Genomic DNA, 14,418 nt, shown 5'->3' with positions numbered 1-14,418 from the left:
ACGTCGTGATTTTTACCACTTGTTTACAAAGGAGACGCTGCCGCCATGCAGGGGGGAGCGCGGCAGTCCATGTCCCGACATTCCTTTGGAGAGAGAGCGAATGATTCACCTGCATCACCGCCCGTTGGCGGTTGCCGTCGCGCTGTGCGTGACGGCCCTGGCACCGTTGGGTGCCACTGCACAATCCACCACCAACCTCGATGCGGTGGAAGTCACCGGTACCCGCATCAAGCGCGCTGAAGTCGAAGGCCAGGTGCCGATCCAGACGTTGACCCGCGGTGACATCGAACGCACCGGCCTGACCTCGATCGGCGAGGTGCTGCAGCAGCTCACCGGTTCCGGCTCCGCGCTCAACGCCAAGTTCAACTCGTCCGGCAACTTTGGTTTCCCGCCCGATGGCAGCGGCGTGGGTGCCGGCTCAGCGCAGGTCGATCTGCGCCACCTGGGTGCCAAGCGCGTGCTGGTGCTGGTCGATGGCATCCGCTGGGTCAATGAATCGTCGGCGTCCGGTGTGGGCTCGGCCACCGACCTCAACACCATTCCGCTGGCCATCGTCGAGCGCATCGAGGTACTGGAGGACGGCGCGTCGTCGCTGTACGGCTCCGATGCCATCGCCGGCGTGGTCAACATCATCACCCGCCGCGATTTCGATGGCGGCCAGGTGACGCTGAACTACGGCGAGTACAGCAAGGGCGACGGCACGCAGAAGGGCGTGGACCTGGCCTGGGGCAAGAGTGGCGACCGCTTCAGCCTGTTCCTGGGCGCCAGCTGGACCAAGCAGGATCCGGTATTCGCCAAGGACCGCGAGCAGTCGCGCTTCCCGATTCCCGGCACCGGCCTGGCGTTCGGCAGCGGTGGCATTCCGCAGGGCCGTTTCATGTTCACCGACCCGAACACCGGTGCGGTGCAGAACATCGTGCCCAATACCGGCGTGAGCAATCCGCGCTACGACGGCAGCGCCGGCTGCAGCCGCACGGATGACTACCACTGCTTCACCACCGCCGACCGCTTCAACTTCGCCGAATACAACATGGTGCTGACGCCGTCGGAGCGCAAAGGCCTGTTCGGTCAGTTCCGCTTCGACATCACCGACAACGTGCAGTGGTACGTCAAGGCACTGGGCAACCGTCGTGAGTCGACCAACCAGGCCGGCCCGGAGCCGCTGTTCTTCGGCCCCGATGGCGCCACCGGCAATCCGTTGGCCGACAACATCGTGGTCTCGCGCCTGAATCCGTACAACCCGTTCGGCTTCGATCTGGTTTCCGGCGACAACATGAGCCTGATCGGTCGTCGCCCGGTGGAAGGCGGTGCGCGCGTGTTCAAGCAGAAAGTGGACACCACTTACTTCGCCACCGGCCTGGTCGGTGATTTCCATGCCGCCGACCGCAGCTGGTACTGGGACGTCAACGGCATGTACAGCAAGAACAAGGCCGAACAGACCAACTACGGCAGCTATGACATCTACAAGGTGAACATGGCGCTGGGCGATCCGTCCGTCTGTGCGGCCACGCCGGGCTGCGTGCCGTTGAACATCTTCGGCGGCGTCGGTTCGATCACCCCGGACATGCTGAAGTGGATCCAGCCGGTGGTGCGCGACCGCAGCCAGAACGAACTGAGCCTGTTCACCGCCAACCTGTCCAGCGAGCTGTTCTCGCTGCCGGCCGGTCCGGTATCCTTCGCCACCGGCTTCGAGTACCGCAAGTACAAGGGCTCCTACCAGCCCGATCCGCTGACGGTGATCGGCCACTACAACGGCGTGCCGTCGCAGCCGACCTCCGGTTCCTACGACGTCAACGAGGCCTACCTGGAGTTAAGCGTGCCGATCTTCGCCGATTCCTCGTTCGGCAAGAAACTGGACCTGAGCCTGGCCGGCCGCTATTCGGACTACTCCACCTTCGGTGGCGAGTTCACGCCCAAGTACGGCCTGCGCTGGCAGGTGACCGATGACTTCGTGCTGCGCACCACCTACGCCGAGGGCTTCCGCGCACCGTCGATCGGTGAACTGTACGGCTCGGCGGCGCGTGCCGACCTGCAGCTGTTCGACCCGTGCTCGGTGGGTCTGGGCGGCACTCCGCCGCGTGGCAGCGCCGCCAACTGTGCCGCGCTGGGCGTGCCGGCCGGCTTCCAGCAGGCCAACTCGCAGATCTCGGTGACCACCGGCGGCAACCGCGAGCTGGAGCCGGAACGCTCGCGCAGCTTCAGCGCCGGCTTCGTGTGGAGCCCGTGGTTCGGCAACAATGCGTCGTGGTCGGAGCGCTTCGACGTGGAGGTGACCTTCTACCGCCATGCCATCGATGGTGCGATCCAGGCGATCAACGCGCAGACCCAGCTGGACCTGTGCGTGGATACGCTGGACCCGGTCTACTGCGATGGCATCACCCGTGCCAGCACCGGTGCGGTCAGCAGCTTCAACAACCGCCTGACCAACCTGGGTTCGATCAAGACCGACGGCTGGGACGTGGATCTGTTCTGGACCCTGCCGCAGACCTCCATCGGCCAGTTCAAGCTGGCGTGGAAGAACACCTTCGTCGGCCGTTACGAGGCCACCGGCGCGGCCGGGCAGAAGCAGCCGCAGAAGCCGGGCGTGGAAGTGGCCGACAGCTCGATTCCGGAGTGGACCAGCAATGCCAGCATCGGCTGGACGATGGACCGCTGGAGCGCCAACTGGACGGTGCGGCACATCTCCGAACTGACCGAAAACTGCGGTGACGCTTCCGTGTTCCCGGTCTGCAGCAACCAGGCTGCGGGCACCAATACGCTGTCGGCCACCACCTTCCATGACATGCAGGTGGGCTACAAGATCGACTGGATGAAGGGGCTGCAGCTGACGGCCGGCCTGAACAACGTGTTCGACAAGGATCCGCCGATCTGCCTGTCGTGCTCGTTGAACGGTTACGACGCTTCGACCTATGACATCCCGCGTGGTCGTTACTGGTACCTGCGCGCGGATCTGCGGTTCTGATGTGACGGTGGCAGCGCCGGCCAGTTCCGGCGCTGCCTTGCTGGTGCAGAGCCGAGCCCACGCTCGGCTGATTCTCTGAGCCGAGCATGGGCTCGGCTCTACAAGTGCGGGGCGATCGTGCCCCGTGCCTGCTCAGAACGACCAGGTGAACGTCAGCGAGCCGTTGCGGCCATCGCCGTACGCGCCGTAGCCGTTGATCTGCGACAGGTACTGCTTGTCCAGCAGGTTGTTGAGGTTGGCCTGCACGCTGAACTCCGGCGAGATGCGGTAGCGTACGAAGGCGCTGACCAGTGCATAGCCACTCTGCTCGATGCGGCCGTAGGCCGGCACCGGGTAGTAGATGCGGTTCTGCCAGTTGGCACCGCCACCGACGGTCAGTGCCTGCAGCGACTGCGGGGTGTAGCTGGTGAACAGCTTCAGAGCGGTCTGTGGCAGGTTGGTGTTGATGTCGGCGCCGTTGATGTCCTTGGCCACGTAGCGCGATGCGCCGAAGGTGGCATTCCAGCCCGGTGCCAGTTCGCCGTTCAGCTCGAACTCGAAGCCACGGCTGACCGTGCCACGTGCGGCGCGATAGGCGGTTTCGCCGCCGGTACCGCCGATGACCGGCTCACCGGTGGACTGGCCGACGTTGTCCTGTTCGATGCGGAACACTGCCAGCGAGGCGTTCAGGCGGTTGTCGAACCATGCCCCCTTGACGCCCACTTCGTAGCTCTTGCCATCGACCGGATCGAGATAGCTGCCGTTGCGATCCTTCAGCGTCTGCGGCTGGAAGATCTCGGTGTAGCTGGCGTAGGTCGAGTAGGTGTCGCTGATGTCGAACACCAGGCCGGCATACGGCGTGGTGACCTTGTGCGCGCGGTCGGCGCCTTCGCCTTCGCTCCTCCAGTCGGTGTAGCGGGCACCGATGATCAGCTTCAGCGGATCGGCCAGCGACAGGCGTGCAGCCGCGTAACCGGCCTTCTGGGTGATGGTGCCCTCGCTGGCCAGTGCCAGCGGGTTCCAGTTCGGCTCGCTGATGTTGCCGGTCCAGTTCAGATAGCTTGCGAACGGATCCCAGGTCTGGCCGGCACCGCCGACCTGATAGTCGCCGTAGTTGGCGTACTCGCGCTTGTTGTAACTCAGGCCTGCCATGAACTGGTGCTCGCGGCCGAACAGCTGGAACGGACCATCAACGTAGCCATCGACGCCGGTGACCTTGCGCTCGGTGTTGTAGAAGCCCGCGGACGGTGAGATGCCCGTGCCGTTGGTTCTGTCGAAGTTCGATGCGCCCGTGGTCCAGTCGTTGTATGCCGGGTAGAACAGCTTGTCGTCGGCCTTGGTCTCATCGTGCGTGGCACCGACCTTGAACTTCCAGCCATTGCTGAAGGCGTGCTGCAGGGTGGCGAACGCGCGCTTGCTGGTGGTGTCCCAGTAGGTCCAGTTCGGGCTGGCGTTGAACGATTCATCATAGCCGGTGCGCGAGCCATCGGAGTACAGCATCGGGAAGCCGCCCCAGGTCGCGCCGTTGGCGCGCTTCTGCTGGTAGTCGTAGCCCACGCTCAGCTGGGTGTCCGGGGTCAGGTCGGCGTCGATGACCGCATAGCCCAGCGTCTTGCGCTGGTTGTAGCGATCCATCTGGCCGTCGGTGTCCAGGTAGCTGCCGATCACGCGGCCGCGCACGGTGCCGCTGGCGTTCAGCGCACTGCCCACGTCCACGGTGGTGCGGGTGCGGCCCCAGCTGCCGACGTTCACTGAGACGCTGCCGTTCAGTTCGGCGCTGTCGGCATGCTTGCGGATCAGGTTCACCGACGCGGACGGATTGCCGGCACCACTGAGCAGGCCGGTGGCACCACGCACCACTTCCACGCGGTCGTACAGCGCCAGGTCCAGGCCGGAATCACCGTAGCTCCAGTTCTGCACCATCTGCGTCGGCAGGCCATCGAACTGGTAGGCATCGATGTAGAAACCGCGCGCGTAGAACTCGGTGCGTTCGCTGTCGGACTGGGTGCTGGTCACGCCGGTGGTGTTGGCCAGCACGTCGATGATGTCGTCCAGGTTCTGATCTTCGATGCGCTGGTGGCTGATGATGCTGATCGACTGCGGGATCTCGCGCGGGGCCAGGTCGAAGCGGGTACCGGCCGAGGTGCGGCGCACCGAATAGCCTTCGGCGCGTTCACCCTTCACCACCACCTTGTCGAGGTTGGTCGGATCGGCGGCGGTTTCGGCGAAGGCGGCCGGGGCCACGGCGCAGAGAACGGCGAGCACGGCAACGGACAGCCGTTGTGGCTGCGGCGTACGGAAGACGGAACGGGTCATGGGGATCCTGGACGAGCACGCGCGCTCGGCCGGCATCCAGAGGCGAGGCGCTACGGGTGGGAAACGGACGGGCAGGCCGTCCTGGCACCACCGGAAACGAAAGAAATGGTAATACGAACTATTCCTATTTACAAATCATGAACAGATCGATCTGCGGGTGTGCAGTGGCAGTCAGCGCAGCAATGGCAGCGGGTTTCGCGCGCCGTCGGTGCCGTAGACGCCCCAGTGCAGGTGCGGCGGCGTGCCCTTGGCGTTGCCGCTGTCGCCGACATGGCCGAGCAGATCGCCGGGTTGCACCACCTGGCCGCGTGCCAGGCCGTCGGCCCAGTCCTCCAGATGCGCGTAGTAGTAGCGTTCGCGCCCGGGCCCGATCACCCAGACCTGACGCCCGCCGAGCCCGCGTTCGCTGACATCCGCGACGACACCGGCCGTGGCGCTGCGCACTGGGGTGCCGCGTTTGGCGAAGATGTCGATGCCGGCGTGGGAGCGGTCACGGCCACGTGGCGCGCCGAAGGTATCGGCGATCTGGCGTGGCCGCACGCCGTCCACCGGCACCGGTAGTTGCGTGGCCGGCGGCATCCGCGAGAGCGCCCACAGCATCTTCGGTGCGACCGCCCATGGGCTGTTCCACAGCGTCATCGCGGCGACGAGCGCAATGGCCAGCCACAGGCCACGCAGCAACCAGCGGCGCAGGCGACGGGCGGGGGAGGGCGTTGTGCTCATGGTTTTCGATTGTAGAGTCGAGCCATGCTCGACTGCTGTTGCCTTGCGGCCCCAAAGCCGTCGAGCATGGCTCGACGCTACGGCACCCGCAGCAGCGGCACCTCGAAACTCCGCTTCAGCGTGCCCAGTGCTACCGATGTGCGGAAGCGCTCGATGTTGTCATCGCCGCCGAACAACCGCTCGGTGATCGCCTCGTATTCTTCCATCGACGCGGCCGAAAGCAGCAGCAGGAAATCGCCGTCGCCGGTGATCGAATAGCACTGCTGTACCGCCGGGTCGTTCTGCACGCGTCGCTTGAACGGCGCCACGCGTTCGCGCTGCTCGCTGACCACGCGCACCTCGACGATGATGGTCAGCGGCCGCCCGACCTTGGCTGCGGCGACCACCGCCACGTTGGCGGCGATCACGCCACTGTCCTGCAGGCGCTTGATGCGGCGTTGCACGGCCGGGGTGGACAGGTGCACGGCCTCGGCGATTTCGCGCTGCGGCAGGGTGTTGTTCCGCTGCAGGAGGTCGAGGATGGCGCGGTCGAAACTGTCGAACACGGGAGCGGTGGCCATGGCGAGCAGAAGTTGCACGAACAGGCTGTCAATTGAGCCAAGTGCTCGGCGGTGACGCAATAGACTTTGCGCATGCAGACCTCACGACTCGCGCCGATGTTGCCGGCGCTGGCGGTGCTCGGCTCGGTCACCTCGCTGGCCATCGGCACTTCCTACGCAAAACACCTGTTCCCGCTGATCGGTGCGCAAGGCACCAGCGCGCTGCGCGTGGGCTTTTCCGCGTTGTTGCTGCTGCTGTTCTGGCGACCATGGCGCTGGAAGACCAGCCGCCCGGATGCCGTCACCATCCTGCGCTACGGGCTCACTCTGGGCCTGATGAACCTGCTGTTCTACATGGCCCTGCGCACCATTCCCTTCGGCATCGCGGTGGCCATCGAATTCACCGGGCCGTTGACGGTGGCGATGCTGTCATCACGACGTCCGATCGATTTCCTCTGGGTGGGGTGCGCGGCGCTGGGGCTGCTGTTGCTGCTGCCGATCGGCGGCGGGCCGGCGCTGGACCCGGCCGGTGTGCTGTACGCGATGGGCGCGGCGGCCTGCTGGGGCCTGTACATCGTGTTCGGCAAGCGTGCCGGCCATCTGCATGCCGGGCATTCGGTGTCGCTGGGGCTGCTGGCCGCGTCGCTGGTGGTGGTGCCGGTGGGCGTGGTGCATGCCGGTGCCGCGCTGCTCGATCCGAAGATCCTCGCGACGGGCCTGCTGGTGGCACTGGTGTCCAGTGCGATCCCGATGTCGCTGGAGATGATGGCGCTCAAGCGCCTGCCGAAGGAGACCTTCGGCATCCTGATCAGCATGGAACCGGCGGTGGCCGCGCTGTGGGCGATGCTGCTGCTGCACGAGCACCTGCACGGGCTGCAGTGGCTGGCGATCGGCTGCACGGTGCTCGCCTCGGTGGGCAGCACGATGACGGCAAGGCGCTTGAAGGGGCCGATCGCGCAGGCCGGGTAGCGCCGGGCCATGCCCGGCGGAGAGCGTGCGGACCAACGGTCCGCACCCACAAGAGCGGCTGTCCGCAGCTCTTGGGCAACAAGCCAACCAAGGTTGGCGCCTGCCGGGTGCGGTCAGCGCAGGGCGTCGGCCGGGACGTCGATCTGCATCGCCAGGGCGAGGTGATCGGAGAACGCGGCCGGTACGGCTTCCACGGTGCGGGTCTGCAGGCCGCTGCTGACCAGGATGTGGTCGATGGCGCGGTCCGGGCGCCAGCTGGGGAAGGTCGGCACGATGCAACCTGGCGGCTGCAGCCGGGTCTTCTGGTACAGCACCTGCATTTCCGGGCGCTCGGCCAGGCAGTTGAAGTCGCCCATCAGCACCGCGTTCGGGTGGTCGGACAGCAGCTCGGCGATGAAGCCCAGCTGCGACATCCGCGAGCCCGCGCCCAGCGACAGATGCGCCACTGCGACTGCCAGGCCGTCGGCGCCGTCGCCGAACTTGGCCAGCAGCACGCCGCGCCCGCCGATGCGGCCGGGCAGGGCGTGATCCTGCACTTCAACCGGTTCCAGCTTGCTCAACAGGCCGTTGGCGCTGGAGGCGACCCCGCCCATGCGCCGGTTGGGCTGGTGGCTCCAGTAATTGAAGCCGGCGCGCTGGGCCAGGTAGTGGGTCTGGTTGGTGAAGCCCGAGCGCAGGCTGCCCGGATCGGCCTCCTGCAGGCCGACGATGTCATGTTCGCGCGCCAGGGTGGCGATCGCGTCAAGGCTGCTGCGCTTGCGACCCGCCGGCAGCGCATGTGACCAGCTGCGGGTCACATAGTCGCTGTAGCGGCGGGTACTTGAGCCGGCCTGGATGTTGGCCGTCAGCAAGCGCAGGGTCCGTGTACGGGGGGAATTCACGGCCGGGAAATGCTTCTCTTGGATCAGTGAGCCTGGGCCGCACCGCGTTCGCGGGCGATCAGGTGGTCGGCGATGCGCAGCATGTCCGGGAAGCTCTTGCCCTTCACCAGGTACTTGCCGTTGACGATGATCGACGGGGTGCCGCTGATCTGGCTGCGCTGCGCGAACTGCTTGGCCGAGTTGGTCTTGGCATTCACCGCGAAGCTGCCCATGGTGGCGGCGAACTGCTTCGGATCCACGCCGTAGGCACCGTAGAACTTGGCGATGTCTTCCACCGAATCACGGCCGCGCTCGCCCTTCAGGGTCTTCTGCGAGTGGATGGCGGCGTACAGCGCTTCGTGGGTCTTCTCCTGCACGCCCAGGGTCTGCGCGGCGTAGAAGGCACGGGCGTAGTCATCCCAGGTGCCGCCGAACATGGCCGGCACGTAGACGAAGTTCACGTCGCTCGGCAGGCCGGCCTTCCACGGGCCGACCAGCGGCTGGAATGCGGCGCAGGCCGGGCAGACGTAGCCGAAGATCTCGGTCACTTCGATCTTGCCGGTGGCCGGCTGGAACGGCTGGCCGTTCGGGATCACCTGGTAGTCGGCACCTTCCACCGGGGCCGGGCCGGTCAGTGCGGCGGTGGTCGGGGCCGGTGCGGTGGCCGGAGCCGCTTCGGCCGGGGCCTTCTCGCCTTCAGCGGCAGCCGGCGCGGCGCCTTCGCTGCCCGCCGCCGGCGCAGCAGCCGGTTCGGTGGTGGCTGCCGGGGCTGCAGCCGGTTCGGCCGGGGCCGCGGTGGTGTTGGTGCTGCCGTCATCAGCCTTGCAGGCAGCCAGGATCGGCAGCAGCGCTGCGAGGGCGAGGGCGTAACGGATCTTCATGGAAACGTCTCCAGCATCTGGAATGGTGGGGCCGGCGCCAGGCGCCGGCCAGAGGGAAATGATGACATGCGGCGGCGACAGCGCCGTGTCGGTGGTGGGTGTTGGTTCAGCGGCCGCGGGCAGCGCGGGCCTGGGCGATCAGCGCCGAGGCGATGCGCAGCTGGTCGTCGAAGCTGTTGCCACGCACCAGGTACTGGCCGTTGATGATCAGCGCCGGGGTCCCCGGGATCCTGGTGCGCTGGGCGAACGCGCGCGCGGCATCGACCTTCTTCTGTACGGCGTCGCCGCGCAGGGCCTGCAGGTAACGGTCCGGGGTCACGCCATACGCCTTGTAGAAGGTGGCGAGCTCATCGGCCGAGACGTTCTGCATCGGCAGCGATCCCTGCTCGTGCAGGGCCTTGAACACGGCAGCGTGGCTGCGCTTGGCCACGCCGACCTCGTCGGCGGCGTAGTAGGCCAGTGCCCAGGCATCCCAGGCGCCACCGAAGGCTGCCGGGACCGGGGTGAAGCGCACGTCGGCCGGCAGCTTGGCCGCCCAGGCTTCCAGCTGCGGTTCGAAGTGGGCGCAATGCGGGCAGGTGTAGCCGAAGACCTCGACCACCTCGATCTTGCCGGCCAGCGGCTGGAACGGGCCCGGCTGGGCGATGCGCTCGTAGTCTTTGCCCTCGACCAGCGGGGCATTGGCGGGGGTAGCGGCGCAGGCTGCCAGCGGCAGCAGCACCAGCACGGACAACAGCAGGCGGGAAATCAACCTCATCGACACGCATCTCCGTTGAAAAAAGCAACGCCGGCGCAGTCGCCGGCGTGAAGGAAACATACCGCAGGCGCGGGCCGTGGTGGCGGCCCGGGCCGACCAGTGGTGGTCAGGGGGCGGCAGCCGGTTGCGCCGACGGGGGGGCAGTGGCCACATCGTCGGCCTTGTTGTGCAGACCCTGCAGGTAGCTCGACAGCGCCTGCACCTCCTGCTCGCTCAGCTTCTGCGCGACTGTCGCCATGATCTGGAAGTGGGCCTTGTCGGTCTCGTTGGTCTGGCCGGCCTGGTATTCCTGCAGGCGGCGCGCGACATAGCTGGCGTGCTGACCACCGATGTGCGGATAGGCCGGACCTGGATTACCGGCACCGCTGGGGCCGTGGCACGCCATGCAGGCCGGCAGGCCGCGCTTGGCGTCTCCGCCGCGGTACAGCTGCTGGCCGATCTCGTAGAACTTCATGCCCTTGTACGGGCCGTCGGTGACCGCCGTGTCGTCGGCGATACCGGCGGTGGCCTTCTGCGTGGCGAAGAACGCGCCGATGTCGCGCATGTCCTGCGGCGTGAGGTTCTGCACGAACGGGACCATCGCCACCGCCGCGCCGGAACTGCGCTGGCCGTTGGCGATCAGGGCCATCTGCTGGGCCACGTAGCGTTCGCTCTGGCCGGCGATGGACGGATACATCTCGACCGTGGCATTTCCGTCGGCGCCATGACAGGCCGCACAGGCCGAAGCCTTGGTCTGGCCAGCCTTGGCATCGCCCCAGTGGGTCTTGCTGAAGTCCACCTCCAGCGAGGCGGTGTTGATCGGCCCGTTGTCGGGCAGCGGGGTCAACGTGGTCTGCGCGAACGCAGCAGCGGCAACGACTACAGCAGTGGCAAGGGCGGATACGGCAAGAACGCGAGCGTGGCGCATGCTGAAGCTCCGTATGGACCGGGCCGGGCGGTGGCCGCCGGCATCGCCCGGATTATCAACGCCGTTTCCGCGCACGGTCAACGCAGCAGTGCAGCAAAATGCCCGCAGGGGCCGCCGGCACGGGCGCGCGGCGCCGCAACATGCGATCCTAGGCACATGTCATTGCTCATCGAACGCGCCCGTTACCACCTTTCGGCCCACAACGTGCGGCAGCTGCCGCCCGACGAAGGGGCCGAAGTGGCCTTCGCCGGCCGCTCCAACGCCGGCAAGTCCAGTGCGCTCAACGCGCTGACCCGCCAGAACGCCCTGGCCCGTGTCTCCAAGACCCCTGGCCGTACCCAGCAGCTGGTGTTCTTCCAGGTCACCCCGGAAGCGCATCTGGTCGACCTGCCAGGTTATGGCTATGCAAAGGTGCCGCTGGACCTGCAGGCGCACTGGCAGGCCTTCATCGACAGGTATTTCCGCACCCGCGAAGCCCTGAAGGGGCTGGTGGTGGTGATGGACATCCGCCATCCGCTGAAGGACTACGACCGGCAGATGCTGTCCTACGCCGTGCAGCGCGGCCTGCCGGCGCACGCCCTGCTGACCAAGGCCGACAAGCTCAGCCGCAGCCAGCAGATGCAGACCCTGCAGAAGGTGCGCAAGGAACTGCACTCGGCCTACGGCGACAGCGTCAGCGTGCAGGTGTTCTCCGGCGAGGACCGCACCGGCGTGGACGAAGCCCGTGGCGTGATCGGCGGCTGGCTGGGGCTGGAGTAAGGCTTCCGGTTTTCCTGTAGAGCCGAGCCCACGCTCGGCTGCCGCGCGCAGCGCGGCCAGGCCCCGGTAGCCGAGCATGGGCTCGGCTCTACAAGGGCTCATTGGCTCATTTCAACGGCGAATACTCCGCCGGCACCCAGGCATATGCCTGGCCTTCGCTGCGCACGTGGCCCAGGCCGGGGAACGGCAGGTGCGCGCCGGCCACCCACCAACCGTGGGCGGTGGCCTGCTGCAGCAGCCCGCGACGGCTGGCGATCGCCGCTGTGCGGTCCGAATCGGCCTCGAATGCCGCCTCCGGGTGCGCGAACTGCACCGCATGGAAGTGCAGCACATCACCCCATACCAGCAGTGACTGGCCCTGGCTGTCGAACCGGTAAGAGACATGGCCGGGCGTATGGCCATGGGTGTCCATCGCCACCGCGCCGCCGGGCAGGGCGTCGCCGGGGCTGAAGGTGCGCAGGTGGCCGCTGGCCTGGTATGGCGCGACCGCATTGCGTGCCAGCGGGAAGGCGAAGCGCACGCCCTTCGGCGCGGTGGCCTCGCTGGCTGGGTTGAGCCAGTAATCGGCATCCGCCTTGGACAGCCACACCGTGGCATTGGGATAGGCCGGCTTGCCCTGCGCGTCGAGTACGCCGCACAGGTGGTCCGGATGGGCGTGGGTCAGCAGCACCTCATCCACCTCGGCCGGGTCCACGCCGGAGGCGCGCAGATTGCCCAGCACCTGGCCCAGGCCGGGGCCAAAGCACTGCGCGGTGCCGGTGTCGACCAGGGTCAGGTGGTTGCCCTGGCGGATCAGGAACGCATTGATCGCGGTCTGCAGGCCCTTCTTGTCTTCCGGCACGTAACGGCCTTCCAGCAGGCGGCTGACCAGCGTCGGCGGCACGTCCACCACTTCCTGCCTGCCGAGTGCGACCACGCCGTCGAACAGGGCGGTGACCTGCAGCGCACCGACGCGCTGGTGGTAGACGCCGGGCACCTGCTGGGTGGGGGCGGGCGAGGTGGCCTCGGCCAGCGCGGCCAGCGGCAGGGAGGACAGTGCCAGCAGCAGGGCGGTGCGCAGCGGCAGGGGACGCAGGGTCATGGCGGTTCTCGGTGGATGACGGGCGGTTCCGTTGTGCCCAGAGTGCCGTGGCGGGCGTGTGCGCGGCGCTCAAACCACTGCGCGGAATGCTCAGGGAAGGGGGTGTCTGCAGGGCTGCAAGCCCTGCCGAACCCCCTCAGATGTCTGTGGGAGCCAGCCCGTACTGCTCGGCGAAGCGCCTGCTGAAACTGGCCGCAGAGCGGTAGCCCGCGCGCGCTGCCACGGTCTTCAGCGGCAGGTCGGTGGTGTAGAGCAGCTGCATGCCATGCGCCAGCCGCGCCTCGGTGAGCAGCTGGCGCAGGCTGGTGTCCTCGGCGGCAAGACGGCGGCGCAGGGTTGCACCGCTCAGCGCGAACTGTTCCTCGACATCGCGCGATTGCCAGTCGCGTGCGGGTTCGGCAGCGATGCGGTCGCGGATCTGTTCGCCCAGGCTCGGGGCCTGCGGCAGCAGCAGGCTGCCATGCCCCTGCCGGCACAGCGTCAGTACCAACGACGCCAGCGCCAATCGTGCTTCGCTGTAACGCCCGTCCTGCAGCGATTGCCGCCACTGCCGCAGCACCACGCCATGTTCGATCAACGGCAGGCGCGCCATCGCCGTGCCTGCGCTGGGCAGTGCTTCGCTCCACAGCGTGCGCGCCGCCGCCAGCACTTCAGCACACAGCGGCACGATGGCACTGAGGTAGCGGCCGCTGCGCGGGTCGGGGGTGTTGACCACATCGATGCGGCAACGCTGGGTGAGCAGCAGGATGTCGCCGGGCACGAACTCCAGTGACTGGTGCGCGGTGCGTACCTGCTTGCGGCCTTCCAGCAGGATCGCGAACTGGGGTTGCGGAATCTCCACCGAACTGGCGCCGTGCTCGCGGCGTGCGGTGATGCAGGCATAGCCTTCGGCGCGTTCGCAGCCGGCCAGGCTGGCCATCTCGGCCAGCAGCGCGGCAACTGGCGGCAGCATGCCGGTCATGCCACGTGGGCGCCGAACAGGCGTCCGACGCCTGCAGCGGCGGCCATTGCCAGTGCACCCCAGAACATCACCCGGATCGCCCCGCGGACAGGCGGTGCGCCGCCGGCGCGGGCCGCCATCGCACCGGTCAGGCACAGGCCCAGCAGGGTGCTGCCGGTGGTGATCATCGCAACCTTGTCCACCGGGGCGAGCAGGGACGTCAGCACCGGCAGCGCGGCGCCGCAGGTGAAGGCTCCAGCCGAAGCCAACGCCGCCTGCAACGGGCGCGCGCGCAGGGTATCGGTGATGCCCAGTTCGTCGCGGGCGTGCGCCCCCAGTGCATCGTGTGCGGTGAGCTGCTCAGCCACCTGCCGTGCCAGCGCCGGGTCCAGGCCGCGGTGGCGGTAGATTCCGGCCAGCTCTTCCAGTTCGCTGTGCGGGTCTTCGTGCAGCTCGCGCTTTTCCATCGCCAGGTCGGCGTCTTCGGTGTCGGCCTGGGTCTGCACCGAGACGTATTCGCCGGCGGCCATCGACATCGCGCCGGCCACGGTGCCGGCCACACCGGTGGCCAGGATCGTGCTGGCCGAAGCGCCGCTGGCGGCCACACCAACCACCAGGCCAGCCACCGAGACAATGCCATCGTTGGCCCCCAGCACGGCGGCACGCAGCCAGCCGACGCGCTCGGAGCGGTGCAGTTCGGGGTGTCGTGAATGGCGGCTCATGACCCTGAGTGTACGAGGGTCAA

At 67.4% G+C, this 14,418-nt stretch carries 13 protein-coding genes; 3 read left to right on the top strand and 10 right to left on the bottom strand.

The genetic code is table 11. From position 1 onward, the window contains the following. Positions 1 to 100: 100 nt before the first annotated feature. Positions 101 to 2,962 carry a TonB-dependent receptor plug domain-containing protein gene (locus AASM09_RS18885; RefSeq protein WP_049429404.1) on the top strand — a complete coding sequence of 954 codons (2,862 nt, stop codon included), beginning with the start codon at positions 101 to 103 and terminating at the stop codon, positions 2,960 to 2,962. Between the two features lie 132 nt (positions 2,963 to 3,094). Here the strand turns inward: AASM09_RS18885 and fhuE are convergent, their stop codons facing one another. The 3 genes from fhuE to AASM09_RS18870 form a co-directional block, all read right to left on the bottom strand. Continuing rightward, complete coding sequence (gene fhuE, locus AASM09_RS18880) at positions 3,095 to 5,257, bottom strand: ferric-rhodotorulic acid/ferric-coprogen receptor FhuE (RefSeq protein ID WP_049429405.1); 2,163 nt, start codon at positions 5,255 to 5,257, stop codon at positions 3,095 to 3,097. Positions 5,258 to 5,428: 171 nt separating this feature from the next. After that, positions 5,429 to 5,980 (bottom strand): M23 family metallopeptidase, encoded by a 552-nt coding sequence (locus AASM09_RS18875; RefSeq protein WP_049429406.1) that lies wholly within the window; start codon positions 5,978 to 5,980, stop codon positions 5,429 to 5,431. 77 nt (positions 5,981 to 6,057) lie between these two features. Further along, the gene (locus AASM09_RS18870) at positions 6,058 to 6,540 is read right to left on the bottom strand and encodes an Lrp/AsnC family transcriptional regulator (RefSeq protein ID WP_100443679.1); all 483 of its coding nucleotides are present in this window, start codon (positions 6,538 to 6,540) and stop codon (positions 6,058 to 6,060) included. A 72-nt stretch (positions 6,541 to 6,612) separates the two neighbouring features. Here AASM09_RS18870 and AASM09_RS18865 point away from each other — a divergent pair, with 72 nt between their 5' ends. Further along, a complete protein-coding gene (locus AASM09_RS18865; protein WP_049429103.1) occupies positions 6,613 to 7,488 on the top strand; it encodes an EamA family transporter in 876 nt (291 codons plus the stop codon). Between the two features lie 113 nt (positions 7,489 to 7,601). On the opposite strand, the gene AASM09_RS18860 is transcribed toward AASM09_RS18865, so the two are convergent. From AASM09_RS18860 to AASM09_RS18845, 4 genes are all read right to left on the bottom strand, one after another. Further along, complete coding sequence (locus AASM09_RS18860; protein WP_005419292.1) at positions 7,602 to 8,339, bottom strand: endonuclease/exonuclease/phosphatase family protein; 738 nt, start codon at positions 8,337 to 8,339, stop codon at positions 7,602 to 7,604. 53 nt (positions 8,340 to 8,392) lie between these two features. Next, a complete protein-coding gene (locus AASM09_RS18855; RefSeq protein ID WP_005414471.1) occupies positions 8,393 to 9,229 on the bottom strand; it encodes a thiol:disulfide interchange protein DsbA/DsbL in 837 nt (278 codons plus the stop codon). A 106-nt stretch (positions 9,230 to 9,335) separates the two neighbouring features. Next, on the bottom strand, positions 9,336 to 9,986 hold the full coding sequence (locus AASM09_RS18850) for a thiol:disulfide interchange protein DsbA/DsbL (protein ID WP_005411024.1): 651 nt from the start codon (positions 9,984 to 9,986) through the stop codon (positions 9,336 to 9,338). A gap of 106 nt (positions 9,987 to 10,092) precedes the next feature. Then, complete coding sequence (locus AASM09_RS18845; RefSeq protein WP_049426753.1) at positions 10,093 to 10,893, bottom strand: c-type cytochrome; 801 nt, start codon at positions 10,891 to 10,893, stop codon at positions 10,093 to 10,095. A 156-nt stretch (positions 10,894 to 11,049) separates the two neighbouring features. Between AASM09_RS18845 and yihA the strand changes: the two genes are divergently transcribed. After that, positions 11,050 to 11,652, top strand: coding sequence for a ribosome biogenesis GTP-binding protein YihA/YsxC (yihA, locus tag AASM09_RS18840; protein WP_049426754.1), 603 nt, complete (start codon positions 11,050 to 11,052; stop codon positions 11,650 to 11,652). Between the two features lie 106 nt (positions 11,653 to 11,758). Here yihA and AASM09_RS18835 read toward each other — a convergent pair whose 3' ends face one another. The 3 genes from AASM09_RS18835 to AASM09_RS18825 all read right to left on the bottom strand — a co-directional run bounded on the left by AASM09_RS18835 (position 11,759) and on the right by AASM09_RS18825 (position 14,395). Further along, complete coding sequence (locus AASM09_RS18835; RefSeq protein ID WP_049428269.1) at positions 11,759 to 12,733, bottom strand: MBL fold metallo-hydrolase; 975 nt, start codon at positions 12,731 to 12,733, stop codon at positions 11,759 to 11,761. A 136-nt stretch (positions 12,734 to 12,869) separates the two neighbouring features. Beyond that, a complete protein-coding gene (locus tag AASM09_RS18830) occupies positions 12,870 to 13,694 on the bottom strand; it encodes a helix-turn-helix transcriptional regulator (protein WP_049428266.1) in 825 nt (274 codons plus the stop codon). Beyond that, positions 13,691 to 14,395: a VIT1/CCC1 transporter family protein gene (locus AASM09_RS18825; RefSeq protein ID WP_049428264.1), complete on the bottom strand. Its 705-nt coding sequence runs from the start codon at positions 14,393 to 14,395 to the stop codon at positions 13,691 to 13,693. The genes AASM09_RS18830 and AASM09_RS18825 overlap by 4 nt, the downstream gene beginning before the upstream one ends. Between the last annotated feature and the right edge of the window lie 23 nt (positions 14,396 to 14,418).

The organism is Stenotrophomonas maltophilia (genome assembly GCF_039555535.1).
Classification (GTDB): Bacteria; Pseudomonadota; Gammaproteobacteria; order Xanthomonadales; family Xanthomonadaceae; genus Stenotrophomonas; species Stenotrophomonas maltophilia_Q.
Note: the sequence above shows the minus strand (reverse complement) of the source record. Positions and strands in the feature narration are given on the sequence as shown.